The 20,193-nt window shown below is 66.8% G+C and carries 20 protein-coding genes; 8 read left to right on the plus strand and 12 right to left on the minus strand.

What is annotated here, in order from left to right; translation table 11 throughout:
• Window positions 1-161 precede the first annotated feature (161 nt).
• The 4 genes from PV773_RS08530 (at window position 162) to PV773_RS08545 (ending at window position 3,976) form a co-directional block, all read left to right on the plus strand.
• Window positions 162-1,250, plus strand: coding sequence for a fatty acid desaturase family protein (locus PV773_RS08530; RefSeq protein ID WP_347965938.1), 1,089 nt, complete (start codon window positions 162-164; stop codon window positions 1,248-1,250).
• 69 nt (window positions 1,251-1,319) lie between these two features.
• On the plus strand, window positions 1,320-1,634 hold the full coding sequence (locus PV773_RS08535) for a MocE family 2Fe-2S type ferredoxin (RefSeq protein ID WP_347965939.1): 315 nt from the start codon (window positions 1,320-1,322) through the stop codon (window positions 1,632-1,634).
• Window positions 1,635-1,639: 5 nt separating this feature from the next.
• Window positions 1,640-2,866 (plus strand): FAD-dependent oxidoreductase, encoded by a 1,227-nt coding sequence (locus PV773_RS08540; RefSeq protein ID WP_347965940.1) that lies wholly within the window; start codon window positions 1,640-1,642, stop codon window positions 2,864-2,866.
• Between the two features lie 90 nt (window positions 2,867-2,956).
• Complete coding sequence (locus PV773_RS08545; protein WP_347965941.1) at window positions 2,957-3,976, plus strand: aldose epimerase family protein; 1,020 nt, start codon at window positions 2,957-2,959, stop codon at window positions 3,974-3,976.
• An 88-nt stretch (window positions 3,977-4,064) separates the two neighbouring features.
• Here PV773_RS08545 and PV773_RS08550 read toward each other — a convergent pair whose 3' ends face one another.
• From PV773_RS08550 to PV773_RS08580, 7 genes are all read right to left on the minus strand, one after another.
• The gene (locus PV773_RS08550) at window positions 4,065-5,243 is read right to left on the minus strand and encodes a serine hydrolase (protein WP_347965942.1); all 1,179 of its coding nucleotides are present in this window, start codon (window positions 5,241-5,243) and stop codon (window positions 4,065-4,067) included.
• Window positions 5,244-5,273: 30 nt separating this feature from the next.
• The gene (locus tag PV773_RS08555; RefSeq protein WP_347966085.1) at window positions 5,274-6,470 is read right to left on the minus strand and encodes a serine hydrolase; all 1,197 of its coding nucleotides are present in this window, start codon (window positions 6,468-6,470) and stop codon (window positions 5,274-5,276) included.
• Window positions 6,471-6,606: 136 nt separating this feature from the next.
• Window positions 6,607-7,641 (minus strand): extracellular solute-binding protein, encoded by a 1,035-nt coding sequence (locus PV773_RS08560; protein ID WP_347965943.1) that lies wholly within the window; start codon window positions 7,639-7,641, stop codon window positions 6,607-6,609.
• Between the two features lie 17 nt (window positions 7,642-7,658).
• A complete protein-coding gene (locus tag PV773_RS08565; RefSeq protein ID WP_347965944.1) occupies window positions 7,659-8,459 on the minus strand; it encodes an ABC transporter permease in 801 nt (266 codons plus the stop codon).
• A complete protein-coding gene (locus tag PV773_RS08570; protein ID WP_347965945.1) occupies window positions 8,452-9,372 on the minus strand; it encodes an ABC transporter permease in 921 nt (306 codons plus the stop codon). Before PV773_RS08570 ends, PV773_RS08565 begins: the two co-directional genes overlap by 8 nt.
• A gap of 3 nt (window positions 9,373-9,375) precedes the next feature.
• Window positions 9,376-10,470 (minus strand): ABC transporter ATP-binding protein, encoded by a 1,095-nt coding sequence (locus tag PV773_RS08575; RefSeq protein WP_347965946.1) that lies wholly within the window; start codon window positions 10,468-10,470, stop codon window positions 9,376-9,378.
• 123 nt (window positions 10,471-10,593) lie between these two features.
• Window positions 10,594-12,270 carry an amidohydrolase gene (locus tag PV773_RS08580; RefSeq protein WP_347965947.1) on the minus strand — a complete coding sequence of 559 codons (1,677 nt, stop codon included), beginning with the start codon at window positions 12,268-12,270 and terminating at the stop codon, window positions 10,594-10,596.
• Window positions 12,271-12,527: 257 nt separating this feature from the next.
• Between PV773_RS08580 and PV773_RS08585 the strand changes: the two genes are divergently transcribed.
• The 4 genes from PV773_RS08585 (at window position 12,528) to PV773_RS08600 (ending at window position 16,116) form a co-directional block, all read left to right on the plus strand.
• Window positions 12,528-13,202, plus strand: coding sequence for a TetR/AcrR family transcriptional regulator (locus PV773_RS08585; RefSeq protein ID WP_347965948.1), 675 nt, complete (start codon window positions 12,528-12,530; stop codon window positions 13,200-13,202).
• A complete protein-coding gene (locus PV773_RS08590) occupies window positions 13,199-14,230 on the plus strand; it encodes a histone deacetylase family protein (protein ID WP_347965949.1) in 1,032 nt (343 codons plus the stop codon). The genes PV773_RS08585 and PV773_RS08590 overlap by 4 nt, the downstream gene beginning before the upstream one ends.
• Window positions 14,231-14,656: 426 nt before the next feature.
• Entirely contained in the window at window positions 14,657-15,358 is a 702-nt protein-coding gene (locus PV773_RS08595; protein ID WP_347965950.1) for a LuxR C-terminal-related transcriptional regulator, read from the plus strand.
• A 77-nt stretch (window positions 15,359-15,435) separates the two neighbouring features.
• The gene (locus PV773_RS08600; RefSeq protein ID WP_347965951.1) at window positions 15,436-16,116 is read left to right on the plus strand and encodes a helix-turn-helix transcriptional regulator; all 681 of its coding nucleotides are present in this window, start codon (window positions 15,436-15,438) and stop codon (window positions 16,114-16,116) included.
• 107 nt (window positions 16,117-16,223) lie between these two features.
• Here PV773_RS08600 and PV773_RS08605 read toward each other — a convergent pair whose 3' ends face one another.
• The 5 genes from PV773_RS08605 to PV773_RS08625 are packed head-to-tail and all read right to left on the minus strand — an operon-like array spanning window position 16,224 to window position 20,181.
• Window positions 16,224-16,661, minus strand: a complete 438-nt coding sequence (locus PV773_RS08605; RefSeq protein ID WP_347965952.1) for a hypothetical protein — start codon at window positions 16,659-16,661, stop codon at window positions 16,224-16,226.
• Window positions 16,658-17,737, minus strand: a complete 1,080-nt coding sequence (gene flhB / locus PV773_RS08610) for a flagellar biosynthesis protein FlhB (RefSeq protein ID WP_347965953.1) — start codon at window positions 17,735-17,737, stop codon at window positions 16,658-16,660. The genes PV773_RS08605 and flhB overlap by 4 nt, the downstream gene beginning before the upstream one ends.
• A 20-nt stretch (window positions 17,738-17,757) precedes the next feature.
• Window positions 17,758-18,768 (minus strand): flagellar motor switch protein FliG, encoded by a 1,011-nt coding sequence (locus PV773_RS08615; protein WP_347965954.1) that lies wholly within the window; start codon window positions 18,766-18,768, stop codon window positions 17,758-17,760.
• A 44-nt stretch (window positions 18,769-18,812) separates the two neighbouring features.
• Complete coding sequence (fliN, locus tag PV773_RS08620; RefSeq protein ID WP_347965955.1) at window positions 18,813-19,205, minus strand: flagellar motor switch protein FliN; 393 nt, start codon at window positions 19,203-19,205, stop codon at window positions 18,813-18,815.
• A gap of 43 nt (window positions 19,206-19,248) precedes the next feature.
• Entirely contained in the window at window positions 19,249-20,181 is a 933-nt protein-coding gene (locus PV773_RS08625; protein ID WP_347965956.1) for a FliM/FliN family flagellar motor switch protein, read from the minus strand.
• Window positions 20,182-20,193 lie beyond the last annotated feature (12 nt).

The raw sequence follows: 20,193 nt of genomic DNA on the forward strand, positions 1-20,193 counted from the left end.
TCCGCTTCCAGGAGTTCGCGCCAATCATAACCTGCCATGATAGAAAATGATAGATTCCATCATGCTATGATTGCAAAAATCGCATCATGGGCTACCATCCTTGCAGTGAACGATCTCCGGCGCCCATCGCGGAACCGTTCCCGACTTCCAGGGAGAGAGCCATGACCGTGACGCCTTCGGCGCGCGACTACAGCCTTGTGGGCGACAGCGCCCGCCGCGCCGTCGAAAGCGGCCTCGCCGCCGCCGAGTGGTACCACACCGACATCCCCCGCAAGCAGATGAAGGAGCTGATGCAGCGCTCAGACGCGCCTGCCATCCGCGACACCGCGATCTGGCTCGGCCTTCTCGCTGCCTTCGGTGCCGCCGGCGCGGCCCTCTGGGGCAGCTGGTGGTGCGTGCCCTTCTTCCTCTGCTACGGCGTGCTCTACGGCTCGGCCACCGACTCCCGCTGGCACGAATGCGGCCACGGCACCGCCTTCAAGACACCCTGGATGAACGACGCGGTCTACCAGATCGCCAGCTTCATGATCATGCGCAACCCGGTGACCTGGCGCTGGAGCCACACCCGCCACCACACCGACACCATCATCGTCGGCCGCGACCCCGAGATCGCCGTCATGCGCCCGCCGGACCTTCTGCGCGTCATGCTCAATTTCTTCGGCCTGCTCGACGCCTGGCACGCCATGGTCGACATGGTGCGCAACGCCGCCGGCGTGATCGGCAGGGAGGAAAAGACTTTCATTCCCGAGAGCGAGCAGCCCCGCGCCATCCGCATCGCCCGCATCTGGGTGGCGATCTATGCGGCCACCATCGCGCTTGCGCTCCATCTCGGCTCATGGCTGCCGCTGATGCTGGTCGGCCTGCCCCGTCTCTACGGCGCCTGGCATCACGTGCTCACCGGCCTGTTGCAGCATGGCGGTCTCGCCGACAACGTCGTCGACCACCGCCTCAACAGCCGCACAGTGCTGATGAACCCCATCAGCCGCTTCATCTACTGGAACATGAACTACCACGTCGAACACCACATGTTCCCGATGGTGCCCTATCACGCGCTGCCCAGGCTGCACGGGATGATCGGGCACGACCTGCCGGCGCCGAGCCCGTCGATCTGGGCCGGCTACCGCGAGATGCTGCCGGCCTTCGTCCGCCAGCTCCGCAACGAGGACCATTTCGTCAGGCGCGAGCTGCCGCCGACCGCGCGGCCCTATCGCGAGGAATTCCACGGCGAGGCCGTCCTCGCCGCCGAGTAAGGCCTCCAGGCGTCCCCCGGGGCGGCAGCCCCCAGCCGCCCCGCATTCCGAAATCCCAGGGAGAGAGACATGAGCGACTGGATCGAGGCCTGCGCGGCCGACGATATCGACGAGGAAGACGTGATCCGCTTCGACCATGCGGGCAAAAGCTTCGCCATCTACCGCAGCCCCGAGGACGAATTCTTCGCCACCGACGGGCTGTGCACCCACGAGCAGATCCACCTGTCACAGGGGCTGGTCATGGGCGACATCATCGAATGCCCCAAGCACAACGGCCGCTTCAACTACAAGACCGGGGCCGCCCGCGGCGCGCCCGTCTGCGTCAACCTCAGGACCTATGCGGTCAAGGTCGACGGCGGCAAGGTCTTCATCCAGCTGGGCTGACGGACATGGCGGGAATGGTCATTATCGGGGCCGGCGAGTGCGGCACGCGCGCCGCCTTCGCCCTGCGCGAAGCGGGATTTGACGGCGAAATCACGCTCGTCGGCGCCGAACCCCACCTCCCCTACGAACGCCCGCCGCTGTCCAAGGAGGCGATGACCGGCGACGCGCCGTCGATCAAGGCCATTGCCGACGCCGCCCGCCTCGCCGATCACCGCATCGACCTCTCGGGCTTGATGACCGCCACCTCGATCGACCGTGCCAACCGCTGGGTGCGCCTCGCCGACGGCTCCGACCTCGCCTACGACAAGCTCTTGATCGCCACCGGCTCGGTGCCGCGCCAGTTGCCTCTTCCGGGGCTCGGCGCGCGCTCCGCCTATCTGCGCACCTTCGACGACGCGCTCCGCATTCGCCGGCACCTCCGGGAAGGCGCCCCCCTCGCCATTGTCGGCGGCGGCTTCATCGGTCTCGAACTCGCGGCCTCCGCCCGTAAGCTGGGTGCTGCCGTCACCGTCATCGAGGCGCAGCCGCGCATCCTCATGCGCGGCGTGCCCGGGGAAATCGCAGAAGTCGTCCACGATACCCATGTCACTGAGGGCGTCGATATCGTCTGCGGCGACGGCATCGCCGCCATCGAGGACGACGGCGAAACCGTGCGCATCGCCCTGTCGAGCGGCAGGATCATCGATGCCGACCTCGCCGTCATCGGCATCGGCGCGGTGCCCGTCACCACGCTCGCCGAAACCGCCGGCCTCGCCCTCAACAACGGCATTTCGGTCGACGCGCAATTGCGCACCAGCGACCCGCACGTCTTCGCCGCCGGCGACTGCTGCTCCTTCCCGCTCGCCGTCTATGGCGGTCGCCGCGTCCGCCTCGAAGCCTGGCGCAGCGCCCAGGAACATGGCGCGCTCGCCGCCCGCAACATGCTCGGCGCCGGGGAGGCCCACGCCTGCGTCCCTTGGTTCTGGTCCGACCAGTTCGGCCTCACCCTGCAGATCGCCGGCCTTCCCGACGAAGGCGAGCGCACCATCCGCCGCGACCTCGGCGACGGCGCCTTCATCCTGTTCCATCTCAAGGTCGACGGCCGCCTGGCTGCGGCCAGCGGCATCGGCCCCGACAATGCGGTCGCCCGCGATATCCGCCTCGCCGAGATGCTCATCGGCAAGATGGCGCGTCCCGATCCCGAGGCGCTGGCCTCATCGGCCGTCAAGCTGAAGAGCCTGCTCGCCGCCTGAAATTGCCCGGAGATGGCGGCTTGAGAATCGCCGCGGATTCCGGGACTCTGGGGCGAGGCGGGTGGCTGCCTCGTTTGGGAGGGGCTGGAAATGCCGGTCAGCGAATTCGGGCGGATGCCGGACGGCTCTGTGGTCGAGGCGATTTCGATCGCCGCCGACGGCATTGCTGCAAACATCCTCACCTTCGGCGCCTCGCTCGCCGACCTCGTCGTCGCCACGTCCGACGGCCCGCGTTCGGTGGTGCTCGGCTTCGACAGCCTCGACGGCTACCTCACCCATGGCGCCTTCTTCGGCGCCATCGCCGGCCGCTGCGCCAACCGCATCGCCGGCGGCCGCTTCATCCTCGATGGCGTCGAGCACCAGCTCGATCTCAACGAGGCCGGCCGCGGCCATCTGCATGGCGGTGCGGACGGCTTCTTCCGCCGCAACTGGACGGTGGTCGATGCCAGCGACAATTCCGTCCTGCTCGGCCTCGCCTCGCCCGACGGCGACCAGGGCTATCCGGGCAAGGTGATCGCCACCTGCCGCTATTCGGTCGACGAGGGCCGGCTGCGCATCGCGCTCGGCGCGCGCAGTGACGCCCCGACGCTCGTGAACCTCGCCACGCACGCCTATTTCAACCTCGACGGCGGCGGCACCGTCCTCGACCACCGCCTCAAGATCGCGGCGGAAGCCTATACGCCGGTCGACTCGCAGAACGCGCCGACCGGAGACGTGCTGGCGGTCGACGAAACCCCGTTCGACTTCCGCGGGCTTCGCCCGGTCCGCAACGGACCCGACGGTGCGCATGCGGCCTACGACCACAATTTCGTGCTCGCCATGCAGCCGGCGCCCGAGCCCTGGCATGCCGCCCGGCTGGAGGGTCCGCACTCCGGCATCCGCCTCGACCTGTGGACCACCGAGCCGGGGCTGCAGTTCTACGATGGCGGCTTCCTGCCCGTCGCCCCGCCGCTGCGCGGCGGCGTCGAAGGCGTGCGCCATGGCGGGCTCTGCCTCGAACCGCAGCGTTTCCCCGATGCCGCCAACCACCCGCATTTCCCGAGCGCCGTGCTCAGGCCTGGCGAGATCTACTCGCAGGTGACGGAATATAGGTTCTCGATCGTGGAGTAGGCGGGCGGCTGCCTTACCCTCCCCCTTGTGGGGAGGGTCGATCCGCGCAGCGGATCGGGGTGGGGGTATCCGACCGACCCGAAAAGCCTCACACCCGCGCGCAGAGCGCCTCGAAGAAGGCGACGTTGTCGAGGTCGAGCGGATCGTCCACCGGCAGCGCCTGCGACGACATCTTGGCGATCACCACTTCCGCCTTCGGGTCGACATAGAGCCATTGGCCGTGGATGCCGATGCCGCAATAGGCTCCCGACGCGTTGCCGGTCTGGTACCACTTGTTGCGGTAGCGGCCGGTGGCGAACAGGTTGGTCATGGTGCCGCGCTGCCAGGCCCCGGCATCGCCGCCATGGATGGTGTCCTCGACCCAGGCCTGCGGCACGATGCGCCCGCCCTCGGCAGTGCCGCCCTGGCGCATCATCTCGCCGACGCGGGCGAGATCGCGCACCGCCACCGAGACGCCGCCCGCCGCGCGCGCCGTGCCTTCCTTGTCGACGGTCACGAAGCCGTCGCGCTTGGCCCCCACGGGGCGCCACAGCTTCTCGGCCATCAGCTCGGCGTAGCGCTGGCCCGACGCACGCTCGACGATGATGCCGAGCAGGTCGGAATTGGGCGAACGGTAGCGGAAGGTCCGGCCGTGCGGCTCGTCCAGCTGCTTGAGCGTGACGAGGAACTCGCGCAAAGATTCCGCCCCGCCGCCGGGGTTCCACATCGTCGCCCGGCGATAGCGGGCAAACAGGCTCTCGGGATCGAGATAAGCCTCCTCGAAATCGAGGCTGACGGTCATGTCGAGCACGTGCCGCACCGTCGCATTGGCATAGACCGAGCCCGCCGCCTCGGGCACGTAGGTCGTCACCGGCGCGTCCGGATCGAGCTTGCCCTCGCCTTCGAGTCCGCCCGCCAGGATCGCCGTCAGCGACTTCGAGATCGAGAAGATGATGTGCCGGGCATCTGGCTTCATCGACGGCGCGAACCAGTCGCCGACAAAGCGCCCCTTCTTCATCACCGTCAGCGCGTCGGTCGAGGAGCGATCGAGAAACGCCAAAGCCGTCTCGCTCCTGTCGCCGATGCCCAGCGTCTCGCCGAGCAGGCCGCCAAGGTCGACGGGTGCGGCTTCCAGGTTGCCTTCTCGCGCGGCGAAGCGCGTGCTCGTCACCATCTCGCCGACATTCTGGAAGGCCCAGCGGTTGAACGGCTGCTCGCGCCAGTTGCCCAGCGCCACGTCCTTGCGGGCGAAGCCGAACATGCGTTCGAACGCAGTGGGTGACGTCATGATCTTTCCTTGCTGCTGGTATTCCGCCGGTCAGGCGAGCGCTGCGGCGATCGCGTGCACGGCCTTGAGCGTCGCCACCGAATAGGCGACGGAGGTGAATTCGGGCCAGGTCGACAGCTTCACCGTCACCATCCGCGTGTCCCAGTCGATATGGATCAGCTGCCCGAACACGCCGCGGCACATCAGCGCCCGCGACCGCGGATCCTCGATCCAGAACTGGTTGCGGTAGCTGCCCTCGGGCATCGAGGCGCTGTAGTTGGGGCCGTGCACGCCGTTGCGCGTTTCGGCGATCCAGTCGGCCGGCACGATGCCGGCGCCGTCCTCGAGAATCGTCTGGCCGAAGCGGGCATAGTCGCGCAGCGTCGCGTTGAAGCCGCCGTCGGCCACCGCATAGCCGGCGCTGTCGACGGTGAAGCAGGCGCTCTCCTCCGCCCCGATCTTCTGCCACAGCACCTCGGAAACCAGCTGCGCCAGGCGCTTGCCGGTCGCGCGCTCCATGACGAAGGCGAGCACGTCGGTCTCGATCGAGCGGTATTCGAAGGCAGCACCATGCGACCGCGTCGTCTCGGTCAGGCCGAGGATCAGCTCGAACATATGCCGCGGCCACTTGAACGCAGGGTCAGTGCCTGATGGCACCGGCTTCCAGCCGCAGGCGACGTCGACCTGGCCGATGTCGGAATAGGGATCGGTATAGGCCTCGCTGAAGCGCACGCCGGTGGTCATGTCGAGCACGTGCTGGACGGTGGCGCCGTTCCAGCCGGTCGCGGCCAGTTCGGGCAAATAGTCGGTCACCAGTTTCTTGGCGTCGACGACGCCGCGCCCGGCAAGGATGCCGAACACCGTGCCGGTCACCGACTTCGCCACCGATTGCGACAGGTGCGGCGTGCGCGCCGACATGCCGTTGAAATAGCGCTCATAGGCGATCTTGCCGTCCTTGAGCACGATGAAGCCGTCGGTATAGGTCTCGTCGAGCAGGCCCGAAAGCGTCGTCGGCTTGCCCATGCTGTCGCCCACCGGCAGCAGGTCGAGATCGGTTTCGGCGCGCGGCAGCGCGCGCACCGGCCCCTCGCCGCGCCACACCTCGGCCGTCGGCACGATCTCGCGCACATGCTGGAAGGCCCAGCGGTTCCAGGGCGGCATGTCCCACGCCGTCTTCGGCACCGGCATCGCCGGCGGCGAGCCCTGCATGATCGGCGGCATGTTTTCGCTGTTGCGGTAGGAGCTCATCATCTCAACCCATCTCTTCTCCCCGCGTGCGGGGAGAAGATGCCGGCAGTCGGATGGGGGGCGGCGCGAACGCTTCGAGCCTGGCGCCGTCCCCCACGGGCAATTTCTCCCCGTGAACGGTGTGAAGGGAAAGCCCTTACTTCTGCAGTTCGGTCCAGATCTTGGTGTAGAGCGCCTGCACCTCGGGCGAGCACAGGCGCTGCAGTTCGCCGCGTGCCTTTTCGGCCTCCGGAATGATCACTTCCGGCGCGTCCTTCATGTCGGCCGGCATGAACTTGTCCGAGCCGGCGATGCCGTTGGCATAGCGGTGGAAGGCCGAGTTCATCGCCGCGTTTTCCGGATCCATCATGAAGTTCTGGAACAGCTTGGCGTTCTCGACGTTCTTGGCTTCCTTGAGCACGACGATGTTGTCGCTCCAGAGGCCGTAGCCTTCCTTGGGATAGCTGTAGCGGATCGCCGGATTGGCGAGGCGCTGGCGCAGGGCCGAGCCGTTCCAGTCGCTGGTCGCCTTGAAGTCGCCGGCGCCCATCTTCTCGATGGTGTTGTATTCCATGGCGATCCAGTTCGGCTTGGCCGCCACCAGCGTGTCGCGCACCTTCTTCAGGACCGCCTTGTCGTCGGTGCACTGCTCGCCGCCGACATATTTGATCGCGGCGAAGATCACGTCGTTCATCTCGGGAACGACGTTGACCTTGCCCTTCAGCTCTTCGGGCGTGTCGAAGATGATGCCCCAGCTGTCGGCCGGTCCTTTGTAGGTATCGGTGTTGACGACGACGCCGATCGTGCCCCAGGCCCATGGCACCGAGTATTTGCGGCCGGGGTCGAAGTCGGGGTTCGCCCATTCCGGCGCGACGTTCTTGAAGTTCTCCATCTGGCCCGGGTTGGTCTCCTGGATGAGGCCTTCCTGGATCCAGATCGGGATGAAGGTCTGCGACGGCATGGCGATGTCGAAGCCGGTTCCGCCCTGGCGCACCTTGGCGAGCGCGGTGTCGTTCGAGTCGTAGTCGGTCACCGTCACCTTGACGTCGTACTGCTTCTCGAACTTCTTGATCATGTCGGGGCTGATGTAGTTGCCCCAGTTGTAGATGTTGAGTTCACCCGCCGCCGAGGCGAGGCTGGTCGAAGCCAGCAGCGCCAGGCCGGCGGCCATCGACATGGATTTCAGGTTCATCATTGCACTCCCGTTGATTAGTCCCGTTTCCTGCTCAAGAAGAAGAACAGCGTGACGATGACGACCGACAAGAGCAGGAAGACGGTCGAGATCGCGTTGACCTCCGGCGTGATGCCGCGGCGGATCTGCCCCAGCATGTAGGTCGGCAGGGTGTCCTGCCCGCCCGACTTGACGAACTCGGTGATGACCACGTCGTCGAGCGAGATGACGAAGGCGAGCATCAGGCCGGCGATGATGCCGGGCCACAACAGCGGCAGCGTCACCCGCCGGAACGCCTGCCAGGGCGTGGCGTAGAGATCGGCCGCGGCCCTTTCGAGCGTCAGGTCCATGTTCTCCAGCCGCGCCCGGATCGGCAGGTAGGCGAAGGGGATGCAGAAGGCCGTGTGCGCCGCGATCAGGTAGCCCAGGCCGGTGTAGCCGCTGGCGATCTTGATCTGCGAGAAGAAGATCAGCAGCGCCACGCCGGTGACGATCTCGGGCACCATCAGCGGCTGGTTGATGAAGGCGTATTTGAAGGTGAGGCCGCGGTAGGGCCGCGTCCGCGTCGTCGCAAGTGCTGCCATGGTCGCCGCGATGGTGGCGATGACGGCAGCCGACGAGGCGATCTTGAGCGACCGCCACGAGGCGTCGACGACCTGCTGGTTGGCCCAGGCCGACACGAACCAGCGCAGCGAGAAGCCGCCCCAGTCGGTCACCGAGGTCGACTCGTTGAAGGCATAGACCACCAGCACCAGGATCGGCGCGTAGAGCAGTACGAAGCAGGCCGTGGCGATCGCCGTGAAGCCGGTCTGCTGCCGGATCGAGAAGCGCTTAGCCATGGCGCACCTCCGAACTCGAGGTGTTGCGGACATAGACGAGCAGCGCGACCATCACGATCGCCATCACGGTGATCGATAGCGCAGCACCCAGCGGCCAGTTGCGCCCCTGCCCGAACTGCAGTTCGATCAGGTTGGCGAACATCATGTTCTTGCCGCCGCCCAGCACGCTCGGCGTCACATAGGCGCCGATGGCCGGGATGAACACCAGGATCGAGCCGGCGACCACGCCGGGCCTGACGAGCGGGAAGATGATGCGCTTCAGCACCTGCCAGCGCGAGGCATAGAGGTCGTAGCCGGCCTCGACCAGGCGGAAGTCGAGCTTCTCCATGCTGGCGTAGAGCGGCAGCACCATCAGCGGCAGGTAGACATAGACCATGCCCACCATGATGGCGAAGTCGGTGTAGAGCATCTGGATCGGCTGGTCGACGATGCCGAGATTGATCAGCGCCGTGTTGATGATGCCCTCGTTGCGGATCACCTGCAGCACCGCGAAGGTGCGGATGAGGAGGTTCGTCCAGAACGGGATGGTAATCAGGAACAGCCAGACGTCGCGCGTCCGCTCCGACCGCGTGGCGATGAAGTAGGCGGTGGGGAAGCCGAAGATCAGCGTCGCCACGGTGGCCATCAGCGCGAGCCTGAGCGACCGCCAGAAAATGGTGAGGTGGGAACTCGCCAGCGCCAGCGTGTCGTCGAAGATGTCGCGCTCGAGGAAGACCGAGATCCAGCCTTCGGTGGAGAATTTCCACTCGACGTCGCCATAGGGTCCGGGCGTCAGGAACGAGTAGATGAGTACGATCAAGAGCGGGCCGGAGGCGGCGAGCAGGATGATGATCAGCGCCGGTGTCGACAGAAGCCAGCGGTTTCTCGTCTCCCGCGCCTCCGCCTGTTTTTCGATTTCGGCTGCGGTCGCCATGGCTCAGTCCTTGAGTATCTGGGCCGCATCGTCGCCGATGACGATGCCGACGCGCTCGCCGCGCGCGAAGTCCGCCGCCGATCCGCGCGTGTTCTGCTGGCGCACGGTGAAGATCGCGCCGTCGTCCAGCTTGATGTGCACATGCGTGTCGGTGCCGAAATAGACGACGTTCTCGACCACGCCCGAGATGTCGCCCTTGTCCTTCACCGCCCTGGCATGCTCGGGGCGGATCACCACCGTCGCGCTGCCGTCCGGCTTGAAGCCCTCGGGCAGCGTGGCCGCGATGGTCGCGCCCGATTTCAGCGTCACCTTCGCCTTGCCGCCGTCGACCGAGACGATGCGCGCCTCGAGGAAGTTGGTCTCGCCGATGAAGTCGGCGACGAAGCGCTCGGCCGGCCGGTCGTAGATCTCGCGCGCCGTTCCAACCTGCAGGATCCTGCCCGACGACATCACCGCGATGCGGTCGGACATGGTCAGCGCCTCCTCCTGGTCGTGGGTGACGAAGATGAAGGTGATGCCGGTCTCGTGCTGCAGGCGCTTGAGCTCGATCTGCATCTCCTTGCGCAGCTTGTAGTCGAGCGCCGACAGCGGTTCGTCGAGCAGCAGCACCTTGGGCTGCGGGGCAAGCGCCCGGGCGAGCGCAACGCGCTGCTGCTGGCCGCCGGAGATCTGGCTGGTGCGGCGCTTGGCGAGCTTTTCCATCCGCACCAGCTTCAGCATCTCGGCGACGCGCGCGTCGATCTCGGCGCGCGGCTTGCCCAGCATCTCGAGCCCGAAGCCGATGTTCTGCGCCACGGTCATGTGCGGGAACAGCGCATAGGACTGGAACACCGTGTTGACCGGCCGCTTGTAGGGCGGCAGCGGCGCGATGTCCTGGCCGTAGAGCATGATCTCGCCCTCCGACGGGAAGTCGAAGCCGGCGATCAGCCTGAGCAGCGTGGTCTTGCCGCAGCCCGATGGCCCCAGCAGCGTGAAGAACTCGTTTTCCCTGATCGAAACCGAGACGGTATCCAGCGCCGCAACCTGCGCCTCCCCCGTTCCGTAGACCTTGCGAACTCCGCGAACCTCGATCGCATTCCTACCCGGTGTGTCCGGCACGCAATACGCCCCATTGTCTTGTCCGCCTTGCTGGCGGAACTTGTTCCCCGTTCGATTGTCACCACAGCCCGCAGGGCTTGGCAACAACGGCTCTCTTTCGCTCGCCAGGCCGCCGGCACCCCGTCAGGCCTGGTAGGTCACCCTGCCCCCGCAGATGGTCGTCACCGGCCGCACCTCGTGCAAGACGGCCGGATCGGTCGCCTCGATGTCGCCGGAAAGCACCACCAGGTCGCCGAGGAAGCCCGGCTTCAGCCTGCCCTTCCTGTCCTCCATGAATTCGGCATAGGCGCCCTCGACCGTGTAGCCGGCGAGCGCCTGGTGCAGCGAAACGCTCTGGTCTGGCATATCGTCTGCCCAGGGCTTGCGCAGCATCGCAGCCTGCATGCCCTCGATCGGATCGATCGGCGCCACCGGCCAGTCGGAGGCGAACACCACATGCGCGCCGGCCTCGATCAGGCTGCGCGTCGGATAGGCGTAGGGCCAGCGCTCGCGGCCGATGCGCGAGACCGTCGGCTCCAGCGGGAACGTCATCGCACCGGGCGGGTGAGGAGGCTGCATCGAGGCGATCGCGCCGAGATCGGCGAAGCGCCCGATGTCGGTCGCCGTGGTCAGTTCGACATGCTCGACGCGGTGGCGGCTGTCGCGCCTGCCGTTGGCCTTCGCGGCCGCCTCGTAGCCGTCGAGCACGGCGCGCACCGCCCCGTCGCCGATCGAATGCACGGCGATCTGCAGGCCGCGCCGGTCGATCTCGACCGCGATGCGCTTGAACTCCTCCGGCGAAAACAGCGGCTCGCCCACCCAGTCCGGCCGGTCGGCGTAGGGCTCGATCATCACCGCCGTCCAGGAATCCAGCACCCCGTCGTAGAACAGCTTGACCATGCCCGACGACAGCCATTCGCCGGCATGGCGCTCGGCCATGTCCGACGCCTTTTCGAGCATGTCGAGCGTCATGAAGTTCTTGTAGTGGAACGGCACCTTGACCCGGCAGGTCAGGTCGCCCTCGGCCTCGATCTCCGACAGGAGCTCGAGCTGGTAGTAATTGCCGTCCATGTTCTGGATCGAGGTGATGCCGTGGCGCGCGCACCAGTCGAGGCCGCGCCGCATGATGGCGCGGTCGCCGGCGCGCTCCTCCGCCGAGGGCATCGGGTCTGGCTCGCCGCCGGTCGACAGGCCGAGCCGCACGCGCCCTTCGCCCGCGAGCTTGAGCACCGGGTTGAAGGCCTCGTTCTCGCGCAATTCGCCCGCGGCCAGGCCGTCGGCGCCCATGACGATCTCGTTGCCGGGGGTAAGCTCCAGCCCGTGCAGCACGCCCGCCAATTCCAGCGCCCTGGTGTTGGCCCACATCGTGTGGTGGTCGGGTGCCGCCATGACGAACGGCCGGTCGGGCAGGATGGCGTCGAGGTGATGCCTCGTCACCCGCTCGCTGCCGAGGATGGTGTAGTCGGCGCCCTGGGCGACCAGCATCAGCTGGTTGGGCCGCGCCGCCGCATAGGCCTGGACCGCCTCGCGCAGCGCCTCGAAGCCGTGCACGCCCAGAAGCTGCAGATGCGCGAGTTCGGCTGCGCCCGAGAACAGGTGCATGTGCGCTTCGATGAAGCCCGGCACCACCGAGCCGCCGCGCGCGTCGATCACCCTGGTGTCGGGGCCGCGCAGCGCTTCGATCGCGGAGTTGTCGCCGACGGCGGCGATCAGGCCGCCCTTGATGGCCACCGCTTCGGCCGCCGGCCGGGTCGCGTCCATGGTCAACACGCGGCCGTTGATGACGATCAGATCGGCTTTGCCAACCGTTTGGACAGACATCGCGACTCCGCGCACTTGACTGACTGGGACCGCTCGGACCCGCATCGGTCGCCCGCCATTCCGACGGAATGGCGCAATCCGACAGCAAGCCTGAAGCCGTCCGCCGCCCAAGGAATTCCAGTAGTTTCCCTAAAGACAGCGCCGAGAAAAAATGCGACTAATTATTCGCGTTTGTCAATATGCGGGATTTGTTGGATGCGTTGTGGAGGACGCAGCCCGTGCATGGTGCAGGCGAGCAGGGAGCGAGAAGTCATTCCGTGAATCGCAGTGTCAACTGGAAGACCACGACGGCGCTCAAACCGCGCAAGAAGCCGCGACAGGAGCGGTCGAGCAAGGTCGTCGACAGGATTCTCGATGCCGCCCTCACCCTGACCAGGGAGCAAGGGACCAAGACGCCGACGACGCTCGCCATCGCCCAGCGCGCCGGCCTGTCGGTCGGCTCGGTCTACCAGTACTACCCCAACAAGGAAGCCATCCTTCTCGATCTCGCCCGGCGCTGGCTGGGCGCCTTTCCCGAAGTCATCGCCAAGCGCATCGCGGCTCCCCGCCCCACCAGCCGCGACGAGTTCCAACGGGAGGTGGACAAGCTCTTCGTCGACACCTCCAGGCTCTATCTCGACAATGCCAACCTGATGCCGGTCATCGAGGCCATCACCGGCAATCCCGACCTCCGGCCGATCCAGAACGAATATGACGAGCAGATCATCGCCCTCTACGCCGCCTGGCTGCGCCATGTGAACCCGGCGCTCCAGGACGACGTCGCCAGCCGGCTGGGCGTGGTGATGATGGAGGTCGGCCACGTCTGCCGCCTCATCGGCCTAAAGCGCGACCGCAAGGCGTTCGACCTCATCCAGGACGACGTCAAGACCATGTGGCTCGCCCTCGTCGCCCCCTATCTCGATTTCAACCAAAGCCAGGAAGGATTTTCATGAAGACAGTCTTTTCGCCGCTCCATGCCGGCCATAGCGGCCAGATGGAGCTTGTCGCCGGTGCCATCGTTCCCGGTTTCGAAAAACCCTCGCGTGCCGAGATCATCAGGGCGCGGATCGAACATCAGAAGCTGGGGGATATCCTGGCGCCCGAGGTCCACGACCTCGCGGCCGCCAAGCGCGTGCACGCGGCCGACTACATCGACTTCCTGCCGACCGTCTGGCCGCAGTGGGAAGCCGCCGGCAAGTCCGGCTCGGCCATCCCCTTCGCCTGGCCCACCAGCGGCCTGCGCGGCGACGTCCGCCCCAGGACCATCGAGGCGCTGCTCGGCTTCTATTCCTTCGACGGCGGCGCTTCCTTCGTGAAGGGCACCTGGGAGGCGATCAAGTCGTCCTATGACGTGGCGCTCACCGCGGCTGCCCTGGTCAAGGCCGGCGAGCGCGCCGCCTTCGCGCTCTGCCGTCCGCCGGGGCACCACGCGGGCGCTGCCTTCATGGGCGGCTATTGCTACATCAACAACGCCGCAGTCGCGGCCCAATGGTTCCGCGACCAGGGCGCCAGGCGCGTCGCGGTGCTCGACGTCGACTACCACCACGGCAACGGCACGCAGGAGATCTTCTATTCGCGCGCCGACGTCCAGGTCATCAACCTGCATGGCGACCCGATGACCGAGTACCCGTTCTTCCTCGGCCACGCCGACGAGCGCGGCCAAGGCGAGGGCGAAGGCTTCAACCTCAACTATCCACTGCCCTTCGGCACCTCCTTCGACAAATGGAGCGAAGCGCTCGACGACGGCTGCAGCAAGCTCGCCGCCTACGCGCCCGACGTCGTCGTGGTCTCCCTCGGCGTCGACACCTTCGAGAAGGACCCGATCAGCCACTTCAAGCTGACCAGCGCCGACTACCCCAGGATCGGCGCCCGCATCGCCCAGCTCGGTCTGCCGACGCTGTTCGTCATGGAGGGCGGCTACGCCGTCGACGAGATCGGCGTCAACGCCGTCGGCGTGCTCACCGGCTTCGAGGGCCGCTGACGCGGCTGACCTGCCCTCCCCCTCGTGGGGAGGGTCGGCGGCACGCCGAGCAAACCCTGCGAGCGGAAGCCCCGAGACCGTGAGGGGGCAGCGAAAGAGCCGACCGGCAGGCGAAAAACCCTCCCCTGAGTCTCGTGACGGACTCTGAATTAACTTTTTGTCAATTCCGTTTGCGGAGCGATTCGCGAGCAGGTAAATTGAACCCGAATCAGCCGGTCCACGGGGGGCGCGGCGAACCACCAACTCTCTGAAAAACCGAGGTTTTCCTCGGGTGAGAGCGCGTCAGGTTTCGCGCGACCAGCACGGATTCGGCCGATCGGCGCCCCAGGCGCTGGTGTGGCGTTTTTTCGTCTCAAGTGAAGCGTTTTCGACCGGAAGGGGCAGCGGCCTTTTCCGGCCTCCCACGGATTCCGGCCCAGTTCTGAAATGATCGCCCTCGCAGCCCGCCACGAACAGACGACCGTCGCAGCAAGGCTCGCATCGCGCAGCGATCTCACCGCCTTCCTCATGGGGCTGGCCGACGAGGTGGGCGCCGACGGCTACATGCTCGTCGCCATCTCCCAGGACCAGGACCGCGACAACCTGCAGATCGTCGCCTCCAACTGGATCTACGACGCCATCCAGATCGCCGGCCACGCGCTCATCGCCAGCCTCGCACAGGGACCCTTCGCCAGCGCGCCGGGCGTCCAGCCGCAGGGGCTGATCGCTTCGCAGGCTCCCGCCCTGCTCGGCGGCGAGGAGGCGAAGCTGCTCGACATCCTCGGTCATGCCGAGATCTTCGCCCTGCGCCTGCATGTCGGGCGCCAGCGCCTGTTCATGCTGCTCTCCGCCGGCGAGGCCGGCCGGATCGACCCGGCGCTGATGCCGCGCGCCCAGATCGAATGCTGCTACGCCCTGTCCCAGGCGCAGGGCATCCTTGCTGCGGCGACGCTGCGCGACCCGCTGTCCGACCGCGAGCGCGAGTGCCTGTTCTGGGTGTCGGAAGGCAAGACGACGGAGGAAGTGGCGCTGATCCTCGGCGTCTCGTCCAACACCGTCAACAGCTACATCACCCACGCGATCCAGAAGCTGTCGGCCAGCAACCGCGCCATGGCGATTGCGACCGCGATCAGGAGTGGCATCATTTGACCTACGCCCACGCCCGACACTTCGCCTCCGTAGCACGGCCCGTCCAAGATCAGCACCCGGGCCGCCCGGCGAACCCGATGGCCGACCGCATTGTCACGCTTGCCGACGCGGTAAGGTATTGCCGCTGGATCGCCGCCGATCTCGGCGCCCGCGACTTCGCCCTCTGCTTGGCCGGGACGTCGTCCGACAGCAGCCGGCTGGTGCCCTGCTTCGATTCCGACTACCCCGGCACCATGTCGGCCGCGCGCCTGCTCGGCGGCGGCATCGGCGAGCACCTGCTGCGCCATGCCCGCCAGTCCACCGCGCCGTGCTGGTGGGCCGACGACGCGGCCGCCGAGGCATCCCTTTCAGCGCTTGCATGGGCAAGCCGCATCGAGCCGCTGGCCCAGATCGGCCGGGGCATCGCCTTCCCGGTCTACGCCGAGCGCGGCCAGGCTGGCCTGTTCATCTTCGGCGGACCCGACCTCGCTCCGGCCCCCCGCTCGCTGCACGCACTGCATGCCCACTGCTTCTCGCTGTTCGAGGCGGTCGCACGCATGAGCCCAACCCGTGACGGCAAGCTGCCGTCGGTGTCGCGGCGCGAACTCGAGTGCCTCAAGCTCACCTCGCGCGGCTACACCAGCGAGGAGATCGCCAAGCTGCTCAAGCTCTCGGTCCACACCGCCAACCAGTATCTCACCCAGACGACGCAGAAGCTCAACGCCGTCAACCGCATGCACGCGGTCGCCAAGGCGTTGCGCCTGGGCCTGATCGACTGAGCGCCGCGCGTTCGGACGAACGCGCCGACGTCACTCCAGATCTTTGACGTAGAGCCTTCTCCCGTCTCGCCTGGTTCCGCCTGGAAGCTGGATGCACCAGCCTCCCCTCAGGCCGCCTCGGCCCGCGGCGTCCGCCGGATCATCGCCTGCTCGATCGCGGCGGCGAGATATTCGGTGTTCTTCTCCGGCTCCGGGTCGGGCTTCTCGAACGACACGTAGTGGACCTCGACGGAGGCGTTGTTCGCCGTCATCGACAGCTGGAAATAGACCGCCGCCCCTGCCGGCCTGAGCTCGAGGTCGAGCACGATGCGCGGGCTGCCGGTCCAGCACACCTGCGCCTCGCCGCCGAGGCCGAGCCGCAGTGCGCCGGGCATGAAGTACATCTCGGCCGCTGAATCGACCAGGTCGGCCAGGCAGGCGAAATGCTCCAGGCGGATGAAGGCGATGTAGTCGGCGATGTCGACAAGGCGCAACTCGCGCACCACGGGCTGGATGGCGGTTGCGACGATCATTTCCCGGGACGTTGCATGTGGCTGACGATTCATGATGTCCTGCGTTGGCCCTTGTTTCCGTAGACGACGCGAACGAGCTCAGCGACCGCCTGGTAGAATTGAGGTGGGATGACATTATCCACCGAAACTTGCTTGTACATGGAACGTGCGAGCGCCACGTCCTCGAACACCGGGATGCCGTTCTCGCGGGCGATCTCGCGGATCTTGAGCGCCACCAGGTCCTGCCCCTTGGCCAGCACGACCGGTGCAGAATCCTCCTCGCGCACGTAGCGCAGCGCGATCGAGAAGTGGGTCGGGTTGGCGATCACCAGCGTCGCGCGCGGCACCGCCGCCATCATGCGCTGGCGGGCGCGGTCGCGCGCCAGCGAACGCAGCCGCGACTTGACGATCGGGTCGCCTTCCGACTGCTTCAGTTCGTCCTTCACCTCCTGCTTGGTCATGCGCAGGTCGGCGCGCCAGTGGAAGCGCGACCAGACGATGTCGGCAACCGCGATCGCCGCCATCACGAAGACGATCGCCACCAGAATGTCCACGGCGATGCCGCGGATCACGGTGGCGAAGGCCACCGGGCTGGTGATCATGCCCGCGAGCAGGCGGCGGTGGTCGTCCGACAGCACGAAGGTCAGCACCACGATGACCAGGACGAGCTTGCCGAGCGATTTCAGGAACTCGGCGAAGCCCTGCACGCCGAACATCCGCTTCCAGCCCTGGAACAGCGAGATGCGCGAAGCCTGCGGCCGGATGCGCTCGCCGACGAACTGCGGCACGTTCTGGAAGATCGAGGCGCCGACGCCGGCGACGACGAGAAGCATGAGCAGGCTCGCGACCGCGCGGCCGATCTCCATCATCACCGCCCGGTAGAGCTCGATCACGTCGCGTTCGGTGCCGAGCGGCCAGGCTTCCGGCTTTTCCAGGAAGTTCGACAGGAACGCGCCCAGTTCGGCCACGGCCTCGCCGGCGAAGAAGACGGTGTAGACCAGGATCGCCACGAACGAGGTGAAGATGGCGATCTCCTTCGAGTGCGGCAGCTGGCCCTTCTCGATGGTGTCGCGGATCTTCTTCTCTGTGGCCTCTTCGGTTTTTGAATCCTTGTCGACGCTGTCGGACATGGCTCAGAGAGACCGGAGGCTCAGGCGGCGTCCAGCGCCGACGGCAGCTCGAGCAGCCCGTCGTTCGCCATGCGCAGCGCCGTCGAGGCGATGGTCTTGCGGGCCTGCAGGATGGTCGCCGGCTGGATGCCTTCCGAACCCTGGCTGAGTTCGGATTCGATCATGCGGCGCGAGCGCGCGCCGATCGACGAAAGCACGGCCTCGGCGATCTGCAGCGGGGTACCCCTGAGCGCCAGCGTCACCAGTTCCGTCGACAGCCCGTCGAACAGGGCGACGCGGGCCTTCTGCGTCATCAGCGGGATGTCGTCGAACGAGAACAGCCGCGCGCGGATGGCGTCGAGGTCGCTGAGGCCGCCCTCCTGGAGGTCGCTCATCACTTCCTCGAGCTGCGACTTGTCGAGTTCGTTGAGCACGCTGGCGACGCGGGTCTGTCCGGCCGAGGTGTCCTTCTGGGCGCTTTCGGTCAGCACGCGGCTGCGGATCTGGTTCTCGACCAGCCTGGTCGCCGCCTCCGGCACGATGGCCAGTTCCATCATCCGCTTGATGATCTCGATGCGCAGCGGCTTTTCCAGCGTCAGCACGACGCTCGCGGCATAGCCGGGCGCCAGGTTCGACAGGATCATCGCCGAGGTTTGCGGGTGCTCGTTGGCGAGGAACGTGCCGATCTGGGCCGGCTCCAGCTTCTCGAGCTGCGGCCACACCGGCGGGGTGGTGTCCTTCTCCACCACCGGCTTGCCCTTGCCCATCAGCGCGTTGACCTCTTCGGGCGACAGCGACTCGTTGAGGATCGTGTCCATCTTGTCGGCCGAATCGAGCAGGCCCGCGCCCTCGGTGAACTCGGCCTCGAACTCGGCGACGATCCGCTCCAGGTCGGCCTGCGGGATGGTGCGCAACAGCCTGGCGCCTTCGATCAATGCCTTCAGCTCGTCCTGCTTGAAGAACTTGAGCAGCCGGCTCGCCGACGGCTTGCCCATCGCCACCAGTATGGCTGCTGCCTTTTGCGGCCGCGTCAGCGTCGACAGCGGATTCATGCGCAGGCCTTTCTCGAAAGCTGGAAGAGCACGCCCGATTTCCCTCAGGCGCTCTTGGTGGCGGCCACGATCTCGGTCAGGCGGATGCCGAAGCGCGACGGATCGCTTTCGAGCACGGTGATTTCGCCGCGCGCGATGCGGCGGCCGTTGACGACGACGTCGACCGGCTCGCCGATACGGCGGTCGAGCGCCACCGTCGAGCCCTTCTGCAACGTCATCAGGTCGGACACCGCCATCTCGGTGCTGCCGAGCACGATCTGCACCTCGACCGGGATGTCGAATATGACGCTGCCGGAGGGCGCGTTGCGCAGCGCCTCGGGGCGCTTCTCCTCTTCGCTCAGCACGCCGCGCAGCTCTTCGATGGCGCGGTTGAGCTGCTCGTCCTCGACGGCGGCTTCAGGCTTTTGGACCTCGGGCTTCGGCTGCGCCTTGCTCATGATGTTCTCCAGTTCTCTCGGTCACGGTAGACGGCGATCCGCCTCAGCCCGCGACGATCCCTTCAATCGTGTCGTCCGCGTCGGCGGGACGCCGGATGCGGACGGTGTAGTTCTGCCCGAGCTTGCCGAACTCGCAGGCAAACAGCGTCTTGCCGCGCGTGCCGATGACCGCGTTCGACTGCACGTCCTGCGGCAGCTCGATCACCTGGCCGGCCACGAGCCGCGTCAGCTCGCCGAGCGTCATGCGCCCGAGCGGCATCGACGCCTCGAGCCGCACCGTCGAGCGCATCACCTCGTCGGAGAAGCGCGAGCGCCACTCCGTCGTCGGCGGCGACGCCGCATCCTTCTCGGCCTTGCCGCGCTTGTCCTCGATCAGGATGCGCTGCGGCAGTGTCAGCGTCAGCAGCCCGCGCGACGCCGCCGTCGAGATCGACAGCACGACGCGCGCCGACGGACCGTCGCGGAACACGTGCTTCTTCATCTCCGTGCCGGTCATCGCGTCGGCGACCGGCAGCTTCACACCGAGCCCGCCGTCGGGACCCTGGGCGTTGACGGCGCGGCCGATGTCCTGGAACACCATGGTGACGACGCCGAGCTCGATCGACGACAGGTCGCGGTCGATCGGCGCCACCTCGCGGCTCGGGTCGCCGCCGAACAGAACGTGCACGAGGATGGCGATCGCCTGCGGGTCGAGCGTCATCACCAGCCCATCGGGCGAGGTCGGGGTCATCGCCACCGCCATCGCCTGGTTGGCCTTGCCGGCCTTGGCGTCGGCCATGCGGCCGAGCTTGACCTCCGCCACCTCGACGAAGACCTGCTCGGGCAGCATCTCGGTCAGGAACCGGGCGATCGCCGGCGCCGAGCGCTCCGCCAGGCGGCGGGCGGCCGAGTGCACCTTGGCCGGCTCGCCGGTGTCGCCAAGCAGGCGCTCGATGATCAGGTCCCGCGATTCCGCCGGGCTCGCGGTAGTGCTCATGACTTCACATGC

Origin of the sequence: Mesorhizobium sp. CC13, assembly GCF_039907765.1 — a bacterium.
Classification (GTDB): Bacteria; Pseudomonadota; Alphaproteobacteria; order Rhizobiales; family Rhizobiaceae; genus Aminobacter.